The following is a 14818-nucleotide window of genomic DNA, read 5'->3' as shown; positions in this document are numbered from 1 at the left end:
ACGGATGTTCTGAGGGTCCACGGAGTTGTTCTGAGGGTCCGTGGTGCCGGGGGCGGGGGCTCTCTCAGAGGCTTACGCCGACTGTCACCGGCTCGTTGACCAGGGTGATGCCGAAAGCGTCGTGGACGCCTGTGACAACCTCCCGGGCCAGTGCGAGGAGGTCCTCCGTGGTGGCCTTGCCCCGGTTGGTGAGGGCGAGGGTGTGCTTGGTGGAGATGCGCGCCGGGCCGGTGCCGTAGCCCTTGGTGAAGCCGGCCTTGTCGATCAGCCAGGCGGCGGAGGTCTTGGTGTGGCCGTTCCCGGCCGGGTACGCGGGCGGCTGTACGTCCTCGCCGAGCCGGGCCCGCACGCGCGCGTGGAACCCGGCGAACTCCTCGTCGGTGAGGATCGGATTGGTGAAGAAGGAGCCGGCGGACCAGGTGTCGTGGTCCTCGGAGTCGAGGACCATGCCCTTGCCGGAGCGGAGCTTGAGCACGGTCTCGCGGGCGGCGGGCAGCGGCACGCGGTCGCCGGGTTCGACGCCGAGGGCTCGGGCGGTCTCGGCGTACTTGATGGGGCCGGAGAGGCCGTTCGCGTTCTCCAGGGCGAAGCGGACGCGCAGGACGACGTAGCGCTGGGGGTCGGCCTTGAAGCGGCTGTGGCGGTACGAGAAGGCGCACTCGTCGTTGGTGAGGGTGACCGTGGTGTGCGTGGTGCGGTCGTAGGCGACGACTTCTGTGATCGTCGACGAGACTTCCTGGCCGTAGGCCCCGACGTTCTGGATGGGGGTCGCGCCCGCGGAGCCCGGGATGCCGGCGAGGCACTCGACACCGGCGAGTCCTTGTTCGACGGTGCGGGCGACCGCGTCGGTCCACACCTCGCCGGCGGCCAGTTCGAGGTGGGTGCCCTGGAGTGTGAAGCCTCTGGTGGCGATGACGAGTGCGGTGCCCTCGAAGCCCTTGTCCCCGATGACCAGGTTGGAGCCGCCGCCGATGATCAGCAGCGGCGTTCCGGCGTCGTCGGCCTCGCGGACGGTGGCGATCACCTCGGCGTCGGTCTGCGCGGTGACCAGCCGGGTGGCGGGGCCGCCGAGGCGGAAGGTGGTCAGTGGGGCGAGGGGGGCGTCGTGGAGTTCCTGCACGGGCTCAAGAGTACGAGACGCTTTCCGCGGTGGGGGCGGGCGCGGTGCCACCGGCGGTGGGGGCGGGATGCCTGCGGCGCCTGTGCGGGTTCGGTGGGGGTGGCTGTAGCACCTGCGGTTCGGGGGTGGGGCGGGGCCGGGACGGGGGTGTCCGTCCTCGGAACGTCGCGGAATCGGTTTCTCAGTGAGGGGGCGGTGTTGACGCGACAACCGCTGCGGGCGGACACCCCCGCCCCGTCCCCTTCCCGCCGTACGCGGGCCCGGCCACCACTGTGACACCGGGCCGGGCTACGTCCGGTCCATATTCTCCGGCCCGTCCGGCCAGCGGCTTTCGAGGGCCAGCCGTACGGCGGATGCGGCCCCGTCTTGCCGACGGGGCCGCATCCGCTGGGGGTCAGCCGGTCATGGACTCCAGTTGCCGTACCGATGTGCGGGTCGCGGCCTCCTGGGCGGTGCTCTCCGTGCGGTGCCGGCGGGGGATCAGCAGTGCCGCGGCTCCCGCGAGAGCGACCAGCGCCGCGCCTGTGACCAGTGCGGGTCGCAGGCCGTCGACGAAGGTCTGCCCTGTCTCGTAGCCGCCCTGGGCCGAGAAGATCGACGCCATGATCGCGATGCCGAGCGCGCCGCCCACCTCGCGCAGGGCGTTGTTGGCGCCGGAGGCGATGCCCTGTTCCTGGGGACGGACGCTGGACATCACCAGGTTGGCGGCCGGGGCGAAGTACAGCGCCATGCCGATGCCGCTGATGATCAGGCCGGGCAGCTGGATCGAGTAGGAGGCGTCGGCGGTGACGACGGAGGCCATCCAGCCGAGGCCTGCTGCCTGCAGGAAGAGACCGGCGGCGACGACCGGGCGGCCGCCGATGCGGTCGGAGAGGACGCCTGCGATCGGGGCGACGAGCATCGGCATGCCGGTCCAGGGCAGCATCCGCAGGCCCGCCTCGGTGGGCGAGTAGCCGAGCACGCCCTGCATGTACTGGCTGAGCAGGAAGATCGACCCGAACATCCCGAGGAACATCAGCAGACTGGCGATGTTGATGCCGGTGAAGGCGCGGTTCCGGAACAGCCGCATCGGCAGCATGGGGTTCTTGTTGTGGATGCCGTGGTGGACGAAGCCGGCAAGCAGTGCGGCGCCCGCGATCAGGCCGGTCAGGACCAGGGGGCTGGTCCAGCCGTCGACGGGGCTGCGGACGAGTCCGTAGACGACGCCGAAGAGGCCTCCGCTGGCGAGCAGGGTGCCGGGGATGTCGAGGGGCGCGCCGGCGCCGTGGGACTCGGCGAGGCGGAGGCGGGCGAGGGGCAGCAGGGCGATGCCCAGCGGGACATTCAGCCAGAAGATCCAGTGCCAGGAGACGTGCTCGGTGAGGCTGCCGCCGATGAGGGGTCCGGAGGCCACCGCGAGGCCGTTGACCGCGCCCCAGATGCCGTACGCCATCCCGCGCCTGGCGACGGGCACTGCGGCCGTCAGGAGGGTCAGCGTCAGGGGCATCATGATCGCCGCACCGACGCCCTGGACGGCGCGGGCGGCGATGAGGGTGTCGATGCCGGACGCCATGGCCGCGGCGGCGGACGCCGCGGTGAACACGGCGGTGCCGATGATGAAGAGCCGGCGGCGGCCGAATCGGTCGCCGAGCGCCGCGCCGAACATCAGGAAGACGGCGAAGGTGAGCGTGTAGGCACTCACGGTCCATTCCAGGTCGTCCAGCCCTCCCCCGAGGTCCTTTCGGATGGAAGGCAGGGCGGTGGTGACGACGAGATTGTCCAGGGCGGCCATGAACCCGGCGACACTGGTGATGACGAGGGCCCAGACGGCCCCTCCACGACGTGCGGTCCGTTGTGACATCTCTCCCCCAGAGAGTGATCTTCAAGATCGGTTAGTTATTGATGACTAACTTTCGCGCCCAGAAAAGCGCCCTCGATGCCCTGCTCGGTCTTTGCTACTTCTCCAGTTGGCCCTTGATCCGCGCCGACGGATAAAGCCCTTCCCAGACCCGGTGCTCGGGCGGAAAGCCCATCGACACCAGGCAGTTGACGAGCATTCCGTACGCCAGGAACGTCGTCGTGTCGTCGACGTCGGCACCGAGGGGCAGATGGACGGTGTCCCACAGCCGCATCCAGCCGGCCCGTACCGCCTCGCCGAACTCGTGCTCACCGGCCTCCTCGGCGGCGGCCACGGCGACGTACATCTGCATCTGCATCATCAGCCTCTCGGGCCGCTCCGCGATGACCTTGGTGTACGCGTTCGCCATGGCATGCAGGGCCTCTTCACCCTCGAGCCCCTCGGCAGCCTCTGCGAAGGTGCTGATGGTGTCCTCCACGCAACGCTCGGCCGCCGCGAGGAAGATCGCCTTCTTGCCCGGAAAGAGCCGGAAGAGATACGGCTGCGAGACACCGACCCGTTTGGCGATCGCCTCGGTCGACGTGCCGTAGTAACCCCCGCGGCCGAACTCGCTCATCGCCGCACGGATGACACTCTCGCGCCTCTCTTCTGCGCTCATCCTGACCATGCGAGAAAGTTAGTACTCAATCACTAACTATGTCAAGGGGCCTTGCACAGACGCCGGGAGAGTCCCGAACGGGTAAGGGGCGCCCACCCGTGGAGGACGCCCCTTACTCACTTCACGCGCACGCTCAGGCCAGTCGCACGACCGCCCGGGACATGCCGAGGACCTTCTGTCCGGCGCTGGTCGCCGTGAGGTCCACGCGCACGGTGTTGTCGTCGAGCTTGACCGCGACCTTGCCGCTGACCTCGATCGTGGCGCCCTGGTCGTCGTTCGGGACGACGACGGGCCTGGTGAAGCGGACGCCGTACTCGACGACCGCGCCGGGGTCGCCGGTCCAGTCGGTGACCACGCGGATCGCCTCGGCCATGGTGAACATGCCGTGCGCGATGACGTCCGGGAGCCCGACCTCCTTGGCGAACTTCTCGTTCCAGTGGATCGGGTTGAAGTCCCCGGACGCGCCCGCGTACCGGACGAGGGTGTCGCGGGTCACGGCGAAGGACTGGGCGGGCAGTTCGGTGCCGACCTCGACATCGACGTACGCGATCTTGGCGGTCATCTGCTCACGCCTCCTCGGCCGCGCGGGCGACCAGCTTGGTCCAGGCGGTCACCACGTGCTCGCCGGCCTCGTCGTGGACCACGCCGCGGATGTCCAGGATGTCGTTGCCGGCCATGGACTTGACGGCCTCGATGGTCGAGGTGACGGTGAGCCGGTCGCCGGCCCGCACCGGGCGGACGTAGGCGAACTTCTGGTCGCCGTGCACCACACGGCTGTAGTCCAGGCCGAGCTGGGGGTCCTGGACGACCTGGCCCGCGGCCCTGAAGGTGATCGAGAACACGAAGGTCGGCGGGGCGATCACATCGGGGTGCCCGAACGCTTTGGCGGCCTCCGGATCCGTGTACGCCGGGTTGGTCTCCCCAACAGCCTCGGCGAACTCACGGATCTTCTCCCGGCCCACCTCGTAGGGCTCGGTGGGCGGATAGGTCCGCCCCACGAAGGACTGATCGAGCGCCATGGCCCGGCACCTCCTGATCGATCTCTGCTGCGGTTGACCGGCCGGTAACCGGGACCGGAACGACATGAGGCCGCCCCCCGAGTGCGGGGGCGGCCTCATGTACGAGCCTGATTTATCGCGTCTCGCGGTGCGCGGTGTGCGCGTTGCAACGCGGGCAGTGCTTCTTCATCTCCATTCGATCCGGGTTGTTACGCCGGTTCTTCTTGGTGATGTAGTTCCGCTCCTTGCACTCCACGCAGGCCAGCGTGATCTTCGGGCGGACGTCGGTGGCAGCCACAGGAGTGCTCCTTGACGAACAGATAGGACGATTAACGCATAGAAGAGTAGCCGATCGAAGGACCGACCCCACAATCGGCTACTGTCAGTAGCGGTGACCGGACTTGAACCGGTGACACAGCGATTATGAGCCGCTTGCTCTACCGACTGAGCTACACCGCTGAGATGCGATCGGGTCCCGCCTGTCGACGGGAACCTTTCACACCAGAGCCCCAATACGGAATCGAACCGTAGACCTTCTCCTTACCATGGAGACGCTCTGCCGACTGAGCTATTGGGGCGAGCGATGAAGACATTACACGCTCGGCAGCCGTTCGCCCAAATCCGTTTCGCGGCCCCCGTCACGGCCTGTTCCGCGCTCCTCCCAGGAGCTTCGGAGGCCTCACCGGCACGGCGGGCCACACCAGTACGACTATTTCGCTCCTCCCCGTCGGGAGCCTGTCGCCACCCTAGGCTCGGTTCACTCTGAGTGATCTTGCGTGCCTTGCGCAGTCCCCGAGCTTGCGCAGCCCCGAACCCCTGGAGCGCGATGCCCGACAGCCAGCCGCAGCCGCCGCACTCGTCGTCGGGTTCCGCGTCCGGTTCCTCGGGTTCCGCGTCAAGGGCCGCGTCCGACCACGGCTCAGCCGCGGGCGCCGCCCTCCTGCTCTGCGGAGCGCGACTCACCGACGGCCGGACCGTGGACGTACGGCTGGTCGGGGGGCGCATCGAGGCGGTCGGCACGGTCGGGAGCCTTGATGCGGGCGGGACGCGCCCTTTCGGCACGCGAGTGGACCTAGGCGGTTATCTGCTCCTGCCGGCCCCGGCCGAGCCGCACGCCCACGGCGACACCGCGCTGTCGGCCGACGACGAGGGACCGGTCTCGTACGACACCGAGGACGTCCAGCGCCGGGCCACGGAGGCGGCGCTGCTACAGCTGGGGCACGGGGCGACCGCCGTACGGGCGCACGTGCGGGTGGGCGACGTCCAGGGTCTCGGCGCGCTGGCCGCCGTACTGCAGGCACGGCGGTCGCTGCGCGGGCTGACCGAGCTGACGACGGTGGCGATGCCGAGGATGCTGACCGGGGTGGCCGGTGCCGACGGGCTCGCGATGCTGCGGGACGCGTTGAAGATGGGCGCCTCGGTGGTGGGCGGCTGTCCTGATCTGGACCCCGATCCGACGGGCTATGTGGAGGCGGTCCTGGAGGTGGCCTCCGAGCACGGCTGCCCGGTCGACCTGCACACCGACGCCACCGACCCGGCCCGGCTGGCCCGGATCTCGGCGATGGCCGGCGGGTTGCGCCCCGGGGTGGCCCTCACCCCGTGCGGCGGGCTGGACCGGCTGCCCGCCGACGTGGCCTCCCGGACCGCCGACCAGCTGGCGGCGGCCGGTGTGGCGGTGGTGTGCCTGCCGCAGGGCGGCTGCGGGGGTGTGGAGCGGCGGGGCACGGCTCCGGTACGGCTGTTGCGTGCCGCCGGGGTGCGGGTGGCTGCCGGAAGCGGCGCCCTGCGCGACGTGTCGAATCCGGTGGGGCGCGGCGATCCCCTGGAGGCCGCGTATCTGTTGGCGTCCCGCGACGCTCTGCGGCCCGAGGACGCGTACGACGCGGTGAGCGCGTCCGCGCGTGCGGTGCTGGGGCTCCCGAAGGTTCGGGTGGAGGCGGGCTTCCCGGCCGAGCTGCTGGCGTTGCGGGGCGACCGGCTGGCGGGGGCGCTGTCCCTGGCGTACAGCCGGATCGTGATCCATCGGGGGCGGGTGGTGGCGCGGACGAGCGCCGTACGGGAGTACTGCAGCTCGGTCGCGGCGACGGAGTCGGGGCTGCCGAGGCAGGGGCGCGGGGGGCTGCCGTAGGGCGTGGGGGCGTGGGGCGCACCTGCTGGGACTGGGCTGGGTGCTTCAGGCTGGGTGCTTCAGGCTGGGTGCTTCAGGCTGGGTGCTCTGTGGGGTCGGTGTGCGCGGCCGTGCGCGCCCAGTGCGTGCTCGTATGTGCGCCTTTTGTGTGTGCCCTGAGGCGTGGCCGAAGTTGTTCGGCGGATGCGGTCGTGCGGGCGTACGGTCGAAGGCATGCGCATTGTCATCGCTGGTGGTCATGGTCAGATCGCGCTGCGGCTGGAGCGGTTGCTCGCCGCGCGCGGGGACGAGGTCGCGGGGATCATCCGCCACGCCGAACAGGGCGACGATCTGCGGCAGGCGGGCGCCGAACCGGTGCTGCTGGACCTGGAATCGGCCTCGGTGGAGGAGGTCGCGGAGCGCCTGCGGGGCGCGGACGCGGCGGTCTTCGCGGCGGGTGCCGGCCCGGGTAGCGGCGTGGGCCGCAAGGACACGGTGGACCGGGGTGCGGCGGTGCTGTTCGCGGACGCGGCGGTTCGGGCGGGCGTACGGCGCCATGTCGTCGTGTCGTCCATGGGCGCGGATCCGGCGCACGAGGGCGACGAGGTGTTCGACGTGTACCAGCGGGCCAAGGGCGAGGCCGACGCGTACGTGACCGGTCTGGACGGCCTGGACTGGACGATCCTGCGCCCCGGTTCGCTGACGAACGACGCCGGTACCGGACTCGTACGCCTGGAGGCGCACACGGGACGGGGTGCGGTGCCGCGCGACGACGTGGCCGCCGTGCTGAAGGAGTTGCTGGACACGTCGGCGACGGCCGGTCTGGTCCTGGAGCTGGTCGGCGGATCGACGCCGGTGTCGGTGGCGGTCAAGTCGGTGGCGGGAAACTGACGTTGGCCGCCGAAGGGGTGCCCGCGGAGCGGGAGGCGCTGCTGCGGCGGATGTACGAGCTCTTCTCGACCGACGAGCGGGACTCGTTCGTCGCGCGCTGCCTGGCGCCGGACGTGAACTGGCCGAACGTACTGGACGGGGTCCGGCTGCGCGGCCATGACGAGGTGCGGGCGTACTGGTCGCGGCAGTTCGCGGCCGGCCATCCCCTCGTACGGCTGGAGGCGCTGCGGCTCGACGGGGACGGCGACGCGGTGGTGGCGACCGTTCGGCAGGGGATGCGGGACGCGGGCGGGGAGCACTGGGCCGGAACGGTCGAGCATGTGTACCGGTTCGGCGGGGACGGGCTGGTGACGCGGATGGATGTGCGGGGCGGGCCCCCGGAATCCGCGAACCCGCCCGTGAACTCCGCCTAGAACAAGGGAAGTTGCCCGGGGAACTCGGGGACGGCGTAGCCGTCCAACATGGGCTGCGCCGCCCCGAGTTCGGCCTGCCGTCTGGACCCGGGGCAGGAGATGAGCTCGCCGGTCTCGCGTGCGCCGGGCGGGTCGTGCCGCGCGAAGCGTCCGGCGACGACGGCGATCTCGCGACGGCATTCGGGACAGTGTCTGCGACGCGTGGACATGGGATCAGTGTGCCCGCTCGCGGTAAGGCTTCGCGGAATGGTGCGGCCGGAGCCTGGCCCACAGGCGTGTGCCTTGGGCTGCCGTTCGGCCGCTGTCCTGTTCCTTGCGATCAGTTCTTCTCGGCGGGGGCACAGCGGCTCCCGGAGCTCGGGAGTCTCCGCTGCGTCAGGTAGTCGTCCACGGCGTCGCGTGTGCAGTCGCTGCGTCCGTAGACGCTGTGTCCCGCACCCTCGTACGGCAGCAGGACGGTGGTCCTGCGTGTCTGCCGGTGCACATTGGTCGCCCACGCGTAGTTGTTCGCCGGATCGTGCAGCGAGTGCAGCATGAGAATCTTGGGTGCCGCGGTGATGCGCAGGCGGTGTTGCGGGTTGTTCACCTTGTTCGGCCAGCCGACGCACCCGGCCACCGCCACGTGTACGCGTGGAGAGCCGCGTAGGTGCGGTGCGGCCCGCAGTTCGGCTTCGGTCAGACTGGCGTACTCCTGGTAGTTCTTCGGCCGGAACCGCCAGTCCTGGCAGAACACCGCGTAGAAGGGTTCCGGGCGCGTCTGCTCCCCGGCTCCCTGCGGTGTCCGGGGTTGAGGCGACGGCTCCTGTTGTTGCTGTTCCTGTGCGGCTTGTTGCTGTTCCTGTGCGGCGAGGCCGGCCAGATATGTGGCCAGCTCGTCCCAGTCCGGGCCGTAGAGGTACTCCTTGAAGACCTTGAAGGCGATGGCGTGCGCGGTGAGAACCTGGTCAGGGCTCTCCGGATCGTGTATCTCCCCTCGGTCGGCCCTGGCGAGCAGGTCGTCCCATACGGCGGTGACGTCCCTGCCGTGCAGGGCACACGAGTTGGTGGATCCACACCACTTCACGAACTGGCGGAACGAGTCCTCCGCTGTGGCCGCCGACGAGACGAGGAACTCCCGGGCGCCGAGGCTGTGGTCGATGTTCGCGGTGAGGGCCATGGTCCGGATCCGGTCGCCGTACTGCTCCGCGTACTGCTCGCCGATCAGCGTGCCGTAGGAGTGGCCGAAGTAGTTGATCTTCTTCTCGCCCAGCGACCTGCGGATCGCGTCCATGTCCCGGACGACGCTCAGGGTGTCGGCGTGGTCGAAGACCGGACCGCTGTGCCGTCGGCAGTCCTGGCGTAATGCCCGGTTGTACGCGGCGAGTTGATCGAACTCCGTCTGGTTACGGGGGTAGGCCGACGGCGCTTGGGCCAGCAACTGGGTTGAGCACTTGACCGGTTGGCTGCCTCCGACCCCCCGTGGGTCGAACCCGACGATGTCGAACCTCTCCTGAACGTCCGCACTGAAGTGGGACGTGGCACGCCGTACGGCGAAGTCCACGCCCGAATCGCCCGGTCCACCCGGGTTGACCAGCAGCACGCCTACCCGGCGATCCGGATCGATCGCCTTGCGGCGGGCCACCGCGAGATCGAACTGCTCACCGGCCGGGCGGGCCCAGTCGACGGGCAGGCGCAGGGTCCCGCATTCCACTGTGGCGTCCTTGGTGGCGGTCTTTGTTGCGTCCTTGGGGCACGGTTTCCAGTCGATGGCGTCCTGTGTCGTCGGGCCTCTGCCCGGAGGGCCGGCGTCCGCCGCCTCCACGCCCGGCATCGACACTCCGGCGAGTACTCCAGCGGCCAGCACTCCGGTGAGCGCCCTGAAGAGCGGTTTCATGAAGTCCTTCCCGAGGTCTCATCAAGCGGATCACGGGGTTGCCCCTGGTCGAACCTGACAGCGGGCCTACGGGGTCACAACCGTTCGAGACGGGAATCAGGGAAGGCACCGGGACGTGGTCAGGGTTGTCCTCCGGGTGGCGTCTCAGGGGTTGCCCCCCGGCCCCCGAGTCTTCCCCGGACTTGGTGTGGCCCGCGCCAGGGTCCGGGCGGTGTCGATCCGAGAGGCCTGACGCCACTGCGGCCACCGACACACCGCCGAGCCGCAAAGGGTCTTGAGACTCGCCCCGGCATCGCCCGAGCTCGCAGACGGCGCAGTACACGATCAATCGCCACCGTGCGTCGATTCCCGGCGCGCATGACAAAGGGCCCGTGACCTGCGATGTACGCAGGTCACGGGCCCTTTGTTCCCGTGTGGCGGCGCCAGGATTCGAACCTGGGAAGGCTGAGCCGGCAGATTTACAGCGGGCCGCCCCTGCCGTCCGTGACCTGCGAAAACGTCAGAGGCGTACCAGTGCGGGGGCCACCTGGGGGAGGCGCCGCCGAACCTACCTTCTGTCCTGTATCGCGTTGGCTACCTCTCGACCCAACAGGACAGTCCAGCTCACCACCGCGGGTGACGCACGCTTCAAGATTCGTCGGCGCATATGTAGTCCTACCGTGGAGACATGAGCGAAGACCGCGAATACACCAAGGCCGAGACGCACGAGTACGAGTCGGAACCGTGTCCGCGCTGCGAGAGCCCGCAGACCGTGGAATGGGTCAGGGCCAACCCCGGTAGCTCTGGAGAGCCCTCATACCTCCCCGGACTGACCACATGCGGGAACGAGCAGTGCCCGCGCAACACGGGAGAGAGCTCCTAACCGCCCCCCAAGCCCTTTGCCGACACAGCAGCACCTTGCTATCGCTGTCGTCGGCCGTGGCCCACGGGCAGGCATCACCCCTACGGCGTACTCCCGTCGTTCTTCAGGTCGTCAACGCGCGCCAAGAAGTCACGATGAGCCCTCAGGGTGTCATCTAGGAGATCGTGCCAGCCGCGGATCTCGATCCGATCGTCATTGGCTACTGAGGAGAGAGAAACACTGCTCAGCTTGTCGGTGTGATCGGCGATAAAAGTGAGCTTTCGGACCGGAAATTGCTTTCCTAGCGCGTCCACTTGATCCAAAAAGTCGTTCAAGTCAGCCAGGTAATTGACCGCACGTGCGTACTCTGCATCCGTGAGGTGATAGTTCATCCGCTTGATCTCTACGATCCACAGCGTCCCCGAATCATGCAACAAGACAAAATCGGGGCGCTTGGACTGTCGATTGATGGCTGAAGTGAGCAGCGCAACACCCTTTTGCTTGAAGTACCAAGATTCAAAGGATTTGCGCACCCTCTCCAGGGATTCATTCATACCCAAGGGCGTCCACTCCGGAGCCAGTAGCCAGGGAGCTTGCTCCAGCAACTCCTGAAGCGGCTGTTCCAGGGTCGAGCCATCGTCAATAAGGTTCGACAACTTGTTTAGGACTTCGATCCGCTCAGACGCCACCTGCCCAAGCGAGTACATCTCCGCGATTCGAGCCTTCTGGAACAGACCAAGCACAATGTCCAGAGGGCTACTAGAATCTTCTGCAACCTCATGCAAGGCATCGAGTAACGTCCTGTGCGGACCAATGGTCTTGGCGAGTTGATAGACCTTCTCGACGTGTTCGGGGTCCTCGATGGCTTCCCGGTCCTTGTCGCTCACGAGAAGTTTGGCAGCCTGCCTGACAGAATCCTGAAATGCCTTGTCGCCGGGCGCGTCTTCTTCAAGGCGAGTTTGCAAATTAGAGGCTTTTTCGAAATCTTTCCAGGTTTCTTTCTGAATCGAGTTCCTGCCCCGAGCGCCAAGCTCGCGGACGATGGCCTGGCCCCACTGCTTGAGTGCATCACCGTAATCGGAACTCCAGATGATGTCTTGCCGGTCGGAGCGGATCAGGTCTTCGCCTTCATCAAGCCACTCTGCGTGAATTTCACCGACAAGATACGAGCGAATGCTGTACTCACCGTGAAATCCGGCACTGATTCCGAAATCGCGCGTCAGAGAGACAATTTTGCCGCGCGAATAGATGCGCACACCGGCCATGGCTTCATCCTTGTATGGCTTCTTGCTGTACGCGAGCCAGCCGGACAGGGGGAGCGTATCGCCGTTCATAGTCATCACGCTACGATCAGCGAGGTCGATACGCGTGCCAGGCATGATATCGATATTCAGCTCGCCAAGATGAAAGGATTCTGGGATCAATGTATCTTCTGTGTTGATGATCTCAACATCCCAGTCCATGCGCCGGATTCCGAATCGCGCACACAATTGGCGATGCAACTCGGCCCCGTTTGGCACACGCTTACGCCTGAAGTCGCGAAGCTTCACAGTTGTTCCGCGCTCAGCGGACCAGCTTCCATCCAAGGGGCCGGGCGTGGGACGATACTCATCATCCGTGTCATCGAGTATTTCATTCAAGGACAGGATGAGGTGGGCAACTTTGTAACCTTGCCCCGTTGCCTCACCGCCAGCGGTGATGACTTCAACCGTTTCACAGATTCCGAATGGGGCTAGCTTCCCAATCCCCTTCCGCCCCATAACCGGCCGGTCCTTTTCCCGAGATTTATCCTTCCCGAACCGCTTCCGACGGTCCGAACCGACTGTTAAGTAATGCGAGTTGACTTCGCTCGCCGTCATACCATGACCGTCATCCGCAACTGTGATCTCGTATGCCGTTCCGGGGCCGTCCAAGAACACACCCCACGGCAGCGAAACAGTCACCCGCTCGGCGTCGGCGTCGTACGCGTTTGCGATTACCTCTGCGAGCACCGCAGAAACTCGGTCGTACATCTTGATGCCGAGCTTGTCGACAGTGAGACGACTGATCTTCATTACATAGGGTTTGTCCGTAACATCCCGAGTCGCCGAGGTGGCCTCGTCATGCCTTCCAGCGGCCTGCCGCGGCACGTCCCCGAAGAGGCCATCCTGTGCGTGTTCTTCGGCTTCTGCCCTACGGTTGTCGCCTCGCTCAGTCATCACGGCTCCCCAATCCCTGACGGCGCACTCAGTGGACCGACGACGCCAAGAGCACCGTCGGGTGGCCAGTTTGAGGGGCCGACGGCTCAAGTGCCAGATGGCACTGGTGCTTTGACGTCACCACATGGCTAAGATCGCCCCATGTCTAGACCGAGTGCCATCGACCTCTTCGCCGGGGCCGGGGGCGCTACGCGGGGCCTTCGAGATGCTGGCTTCCGCGTGCTCGCCGCCGTAGAGAACGACCCGGAAGCCGCCGAATCTTACCGCCGGAATCATTCCCGCGTTCTTCTTTACGAGGCAGACATTCGCAGAGTATCGGCCAACCAGATTGCGGAAGCCGTCAACCTCAAGCGCGGAGAACTGGATCTCCTCAAGGCTTGCCCACCTTGCCAGGGCTTCTCTTCACTAGCGAAAGGTGAAGTGGACCAAGCAAGGAATGACCTGGTGCTTGATGTCGCCAGATTCGTTGACGCATATTTTCCGAAAATAATTCTGCTGGAGAACGTTCCCGGGTTGAAGCGTGATCGCCGGCTCACGCAACTCATCGACGAACTCGAAAAGCTCGGATACTCATTCATGAGCGCTCTTCTCGACGCCACCAAGTTTGGTGTTCCTCAGCGGCGGAAGCGATTCATCTTAATGGGAGTCCGACTGAATGTGCAGCACTTGGAGCCCGCCGCCAGCCTCTTGGACTTCCTACCTAACACCTTCCTGACTAGGCAGAAAACGGCAAGTCAGGCACTTACACACCTTGCTCGCCATTCCAAGTCTGACGATCCACTCGGCGTTTACCGCAAGAGCAGTGAGACGGTTCTCGCCAGGATCGCAGCAATTCCGGTCGGCGGCAATCGTTTTGATCTGCCCGAGGAACATCAGCTCGATTGCCATCGCCGACTCAGTAATCGGTCAGCATCGGGTTCGTACGGACGCATCAAACTCGACGAGCCTGCGCCAACTATGACTACTAGATGCACGACGCCAGCGTGTGGAAGCTTTGTCCATCCGACCGAAAACCGCGGACTGACGCTGAGGGAAGCTGCAACCTTCCAGTCCTTTCCAGTCACGTATCAGTTCCACGGACAGTACGGATCCATTGAACGTCAGATTGGGAACGCGGTTCCGGTGCGGATGGCAAAGGGTCTAGGTTTGATCGCACGTTCAATTCTCGACCAGCCCCGTGCTCACACCTCGAAGCAACCCGCAACAGTCTGACGCTGGTATGCACCACCTCAGAACGGCGAGTGCCCGGCTCTGTTTATTGCCTGTGGCCTGCGCTTTCAGAGGAATCTTGCGCCATCAGGGGCGCCCGGGGTCCAAGCCGGATCTCCGGGTGAGTCGATCACCTGAGGCGAGACATATGGGCACCGCCAACCGACATGCCACGATGGGGCAGAAGACCGAAGACCGATAAAGGGGAGGCCACGTGCCGCAGGCCAGTCCGCGAGATACGTACTTGCAGGTCGCGGAAGTGGTGAAGGCCCAGATCAAGTCGAACCCGCAGATGACGCACCTTCCACCCGCCGCCGACCTCATGCGCGACCACGATGTCTCACGCGGGGTGGTGCTTCGCGCGTTCAAGGCGTTGCAGAGGGACGGTGTTGCCGAGCCGGTACGAGGCGGCCGGTGGCGCGTCGTACGTGAAGGTGAACACGTCGACCGACGGCCACTCGAAGAACGCATCGCGGACATCGTCACGGATGACGGGCTCGAAGCAGGGGCAGAGTTCCCCAGCGCGGGCACTCTGGCCGAGAGGTTCGGAGTCTCACGTCCCACCGTGACGAAGGCACTCGACAAATTGGAAGCCGCCGGCGTGCTGGCGAGCGAAGGGCAAGGCAGGGTGCGGACCGTCCGCGCTGTGCCGATTCGAGAGGAGCGTTCGTAG

The 14818-nt window shown here is 66.4% G+C and carries 14 protein-coding genes and 2 tRNA genes; 5 read left to right on the top strand and 11 right to left on the bottom strand.

Translation table 11 applies throughout. The features are described from left to right. Positions 1 to 64: 64 nt before the first annotated feature. From OHA64_RS28840 to OHA64_RS28805, 8 genes are all read right to left on the bottom strand, one after another. Entirely contained in the window at positions 65 to 1120 is a 1056-nt protein-coding gene (locus OHA64_RS28840; protein WP_405617879.1) for a UDP-N-acetylmuramate dehydrogenase, read from the bottom strand. 394 nt (positions 1121 to 1514) lie between these two features. Beyond that, entirely contained in the window at positions 1515 to 2960 is a 1446-nt protein-coding gene (locus tag OHA64_RS28835) for an MFS transporter (RefSeq protein WP_405617877.1), read from the bottom strand. 94 nt (positions 2961 to 3054) lie between these two features. Next, the gene (locus OHA64_RS28830) at positions 3055 to 3624 is read right to left on the bottom strand and encodes a TetR/AcrR family transcriptional regulator (RefSeq protein ID WP_405617874.1); all 570 of its coding nucleotides are present in this window, start codon (positions 3622 to 3624) and stop codon (positions 3055 to 3057) included. Positions 3625 to 3748: 124 nt separating this feature from the next. Further along, positions 3749 to 4177, bottom strand: coding sequence for a MaoC family dehydratase (locus OHA64_RS28825; RefSeq protein ID WP_405617872.1), 429 nt, complete (start codon positions 4175 to 4177; stop codon positions 3749 to 3751). A gap of 4 nt (positions 4178 to 4181) precedes the next feature. Further along, on the bottom strand, positions 4182 to 4634 hold the full coding sequence (locus tag OHA64_RS28820; protein WP_405617870.1) for a MaoC family dehydratase N-terminal domain-containing protein: 453 nt from the start codon (positions 4632 to 4634) through the stop codon (positions 4182 to 4184). Positions 4635 to 4746: 112 nt separating this feature from the next. Next, positions 4747 to 4911, bottom strand: a complete 165-nt coding sequence (gene rpmG / locus OHA64_RS28815; protein ID WP_018834916.1) for a 50S ribosomal protein L33 — start codon at positions 4909 to 4911, stop codon at positions 4747 to 4749. An 88-nt stretch (positions 4912 to 4999) separates the two neighbouring features. Next, positions 5000 to 5072, bottom strand: a tRNA-Met gene (locus OHA64_RS28810). Between the two features lie 46 nt (positions 5073 to 5118). After that, a tRNA-Thr gene (locus OHA64_RS28805) sits at positions 5119 to 5191 on the bottom strand. Between the two features lie 248 nt (positions 5192 to 5439). Between OHA64_RS28805 and OHA64_RS28800 the strand changes: the two genes are divergently transcribed. The 3 genes from OHA64_RS28800 (at position 5440) to OHA64_RS28790 (ending at position 8024) form a co-directional block, all read left to right on the top strand. Continuing rightward, entirely contained in the window at positions 5440 to 6741 is a 1302-nt protein-coding gene (locus OHA64_RS28800; RefSeq protein ID WP_405617868.1) for an amidohydrolase family protein, read from the top strand. Positions 6742 to 6954: 213 nt separating this feature from the next. Beyond that, a complete protein-coding gene (locus OHA64_RS28795) occupies positions 6955 to 7611 on the top strand; it encodes an SDR family oxidoreductase (protein WP_405617866.1) in 657 nt (218 codons plus the stop codon). A 2-nt stretch (positions 7612 to 7613) separates the two neighbouring features. After that, positions 7614 to 8024: a nuclear transport factor 2 family protein gene (locus OHA64_RS28790; RefSeq protein ID WP_405617864.1), complete on the top strand. Its 411-nt coding sequence runs from the start codon at positions 7614 to 7616 to the stop codon at positions 8022 to 8024. Here the strand turns inward: OHA64_RS28790 and OHA64_RS28785 are convergent. The 3 genes from OHA64_RS28785 to OHA64_RS28775 all read right to left on the bottom strand — a co-directional run bounded on the left by OHA64_RS28785 (position 8021) and on the right by OHA64_RS28775 (position 12936). After that, positions 8021 to 8233 (bottom strand): hypothetical protein, encoded by a 213-nt coding sequence (locus tag OHA64_RS28785; RefSeq protein ID WP_405617861.1) that lies wholly within the window; start codon positions 8231 to 8233, stop codon positions 8021 to 8023. The two genes, OHA64_RS28790 and OHA64_RS28785, sit on opposite strands and share 4 nt — an antisense overlap. Positions 8234 to 8343: 110 nt before the next feature. Then, positions 8344 to 9897, bottom strand: a complete 1554-nt coding sequence (locus tag OHA64_RS28780) for an alpha/beta fold hydrolase (RefSeq protein WP_405617858.1) — start codon at positions 9895 to 9897, stop codon at positions 8344 to 8346. 942 nt (positions 9898 to 10839) lie between these two features. Then, positions 10840 to 12936, bottom strand: a complete 2097-nt coding sequence (locus OHA64_RS28775; RefSeq protein WP_405617856.1) for an ATP-binding protein — start codon at positions 12934 to 12936, stop codon at positions 10840 to 10842. Positions 12937 to 13077: 141 nt separating this feature from the next. Between OHA64_RS28775 and OHA64_RS28770 the strand changes: the two genes are divergently transcribed. Together OHA64_RS28770 and OHA64_RS28765 are read left to right on the top strand one after the other, a co-directional pair. Then, the gene (locus OHA64_RS28770; RefSeq protein WP_405617854.1) at positions 13078 to 14148 is read left to right on the top strand and encodes a DNA cytosine methyltransferase; all 1071 of its coding nucleotides are present in this window, start codon (positions 13078 to 13080) and stop codon (positions 14146 to 14148) included. A gap of 211 nt (positions 14149 to 14359) precedes the next feature. After that, on the top strand, positions 14360 to 14818 hold the full coding sequence (locus tag OHA64_RS28765; protein WP_405617852.1) for a GntR family transcriptional regulator: 459 nt from the start codon (positions 14360 to 14362) through the stop codon (positions 14816 to 14818).

The sequence above is a fragment of the Streptomyces sp. NBC_00076 genome (assembly GCF_045041235.1).
Lineage (GTDB): Bacteria > Actinomycetota > Actinomycetes > Streptomycetales > Streptomycetaceae > Streptomyces.
Note: the sequence above shows the minus strand (reverse complement) of the source record. Positions and strands in the feature narration are given on the sequence as shown.

Bases quoted from the DNA above. Each gene is read 5' to 3' on its own strand.
- OHA64_RS28835 (WP_405617877.1), bottom strand. From the start codon at position 2,960: ATGTCACAACGGACCGCACGTCGTGGAGGGGCCGTCTGGGCCCTCGTC.
- OHA64_RS28830 (WP_405617874.1), bottom strand. From the start codon at position 3,624: ATGGTCAGGATGAGCGCAGAAGAGAGGCGCGAGAGTGTCATCCGTGCG.
- OHA64_RS28825 (WP_405617872.1), bottom strand. From the start codon at position 4,177: ATGACCGCCAAGATCGCGTACGTCGATGTCGAGGTCGGCACCGAACTG.
- OHA64_RS28820 (WP_405617870.1), bottom strand. From the start codon at position 4,634: ATGGCGCTCGATCAGTCCTTCGTGGGGCGGACCTATCCGCCCACCGAG.
- OHA64_RS28800 (WP_405617868.1), top strand. From the start codon at position 5,440: ATGCCCGACAGCCAGCCGCAGCCGCCGCACTCGTCGTCGGGTTCCGCG.
- OHA64_RS28795 (WP_405617866.1), top strand. From the start codon at position 6,955: ATGCGCATTGTCATCGCTGGTGGTCATGGTCAGATCGCGCTGCGGCTG.
- OHA64_RS28785 (WP_405617861.1), bottom strand. From the start codon at position 8,233: ATGTCCACGCGTCGCAGACACTGTCCCGAATGCCGTCGCGAGATCGCC.
- OHA64_RS28780 (WP_405617858.1), bottom strand. From the start codon at position 9,897: ATGAAACCGCTCTTCAGGGCGCTCACCGGAGTGCTGGCCGCTGGAGTA.
- OHA64_RS28775 (WP_405617856.1), bottom strand. From the start codon at position 12,936: ATGACTGAGCGAGGCGACAACCGTAGGGCAGAAGCCGAAGAACACGCA.
- OHA64_RS28770 (WP_405617854.1), top strand. From the start codon at position 13,078: ATGTCTAGACCGAGTGCCATCGACCTCTTCGCCGGGGCCGGGGGCGCT.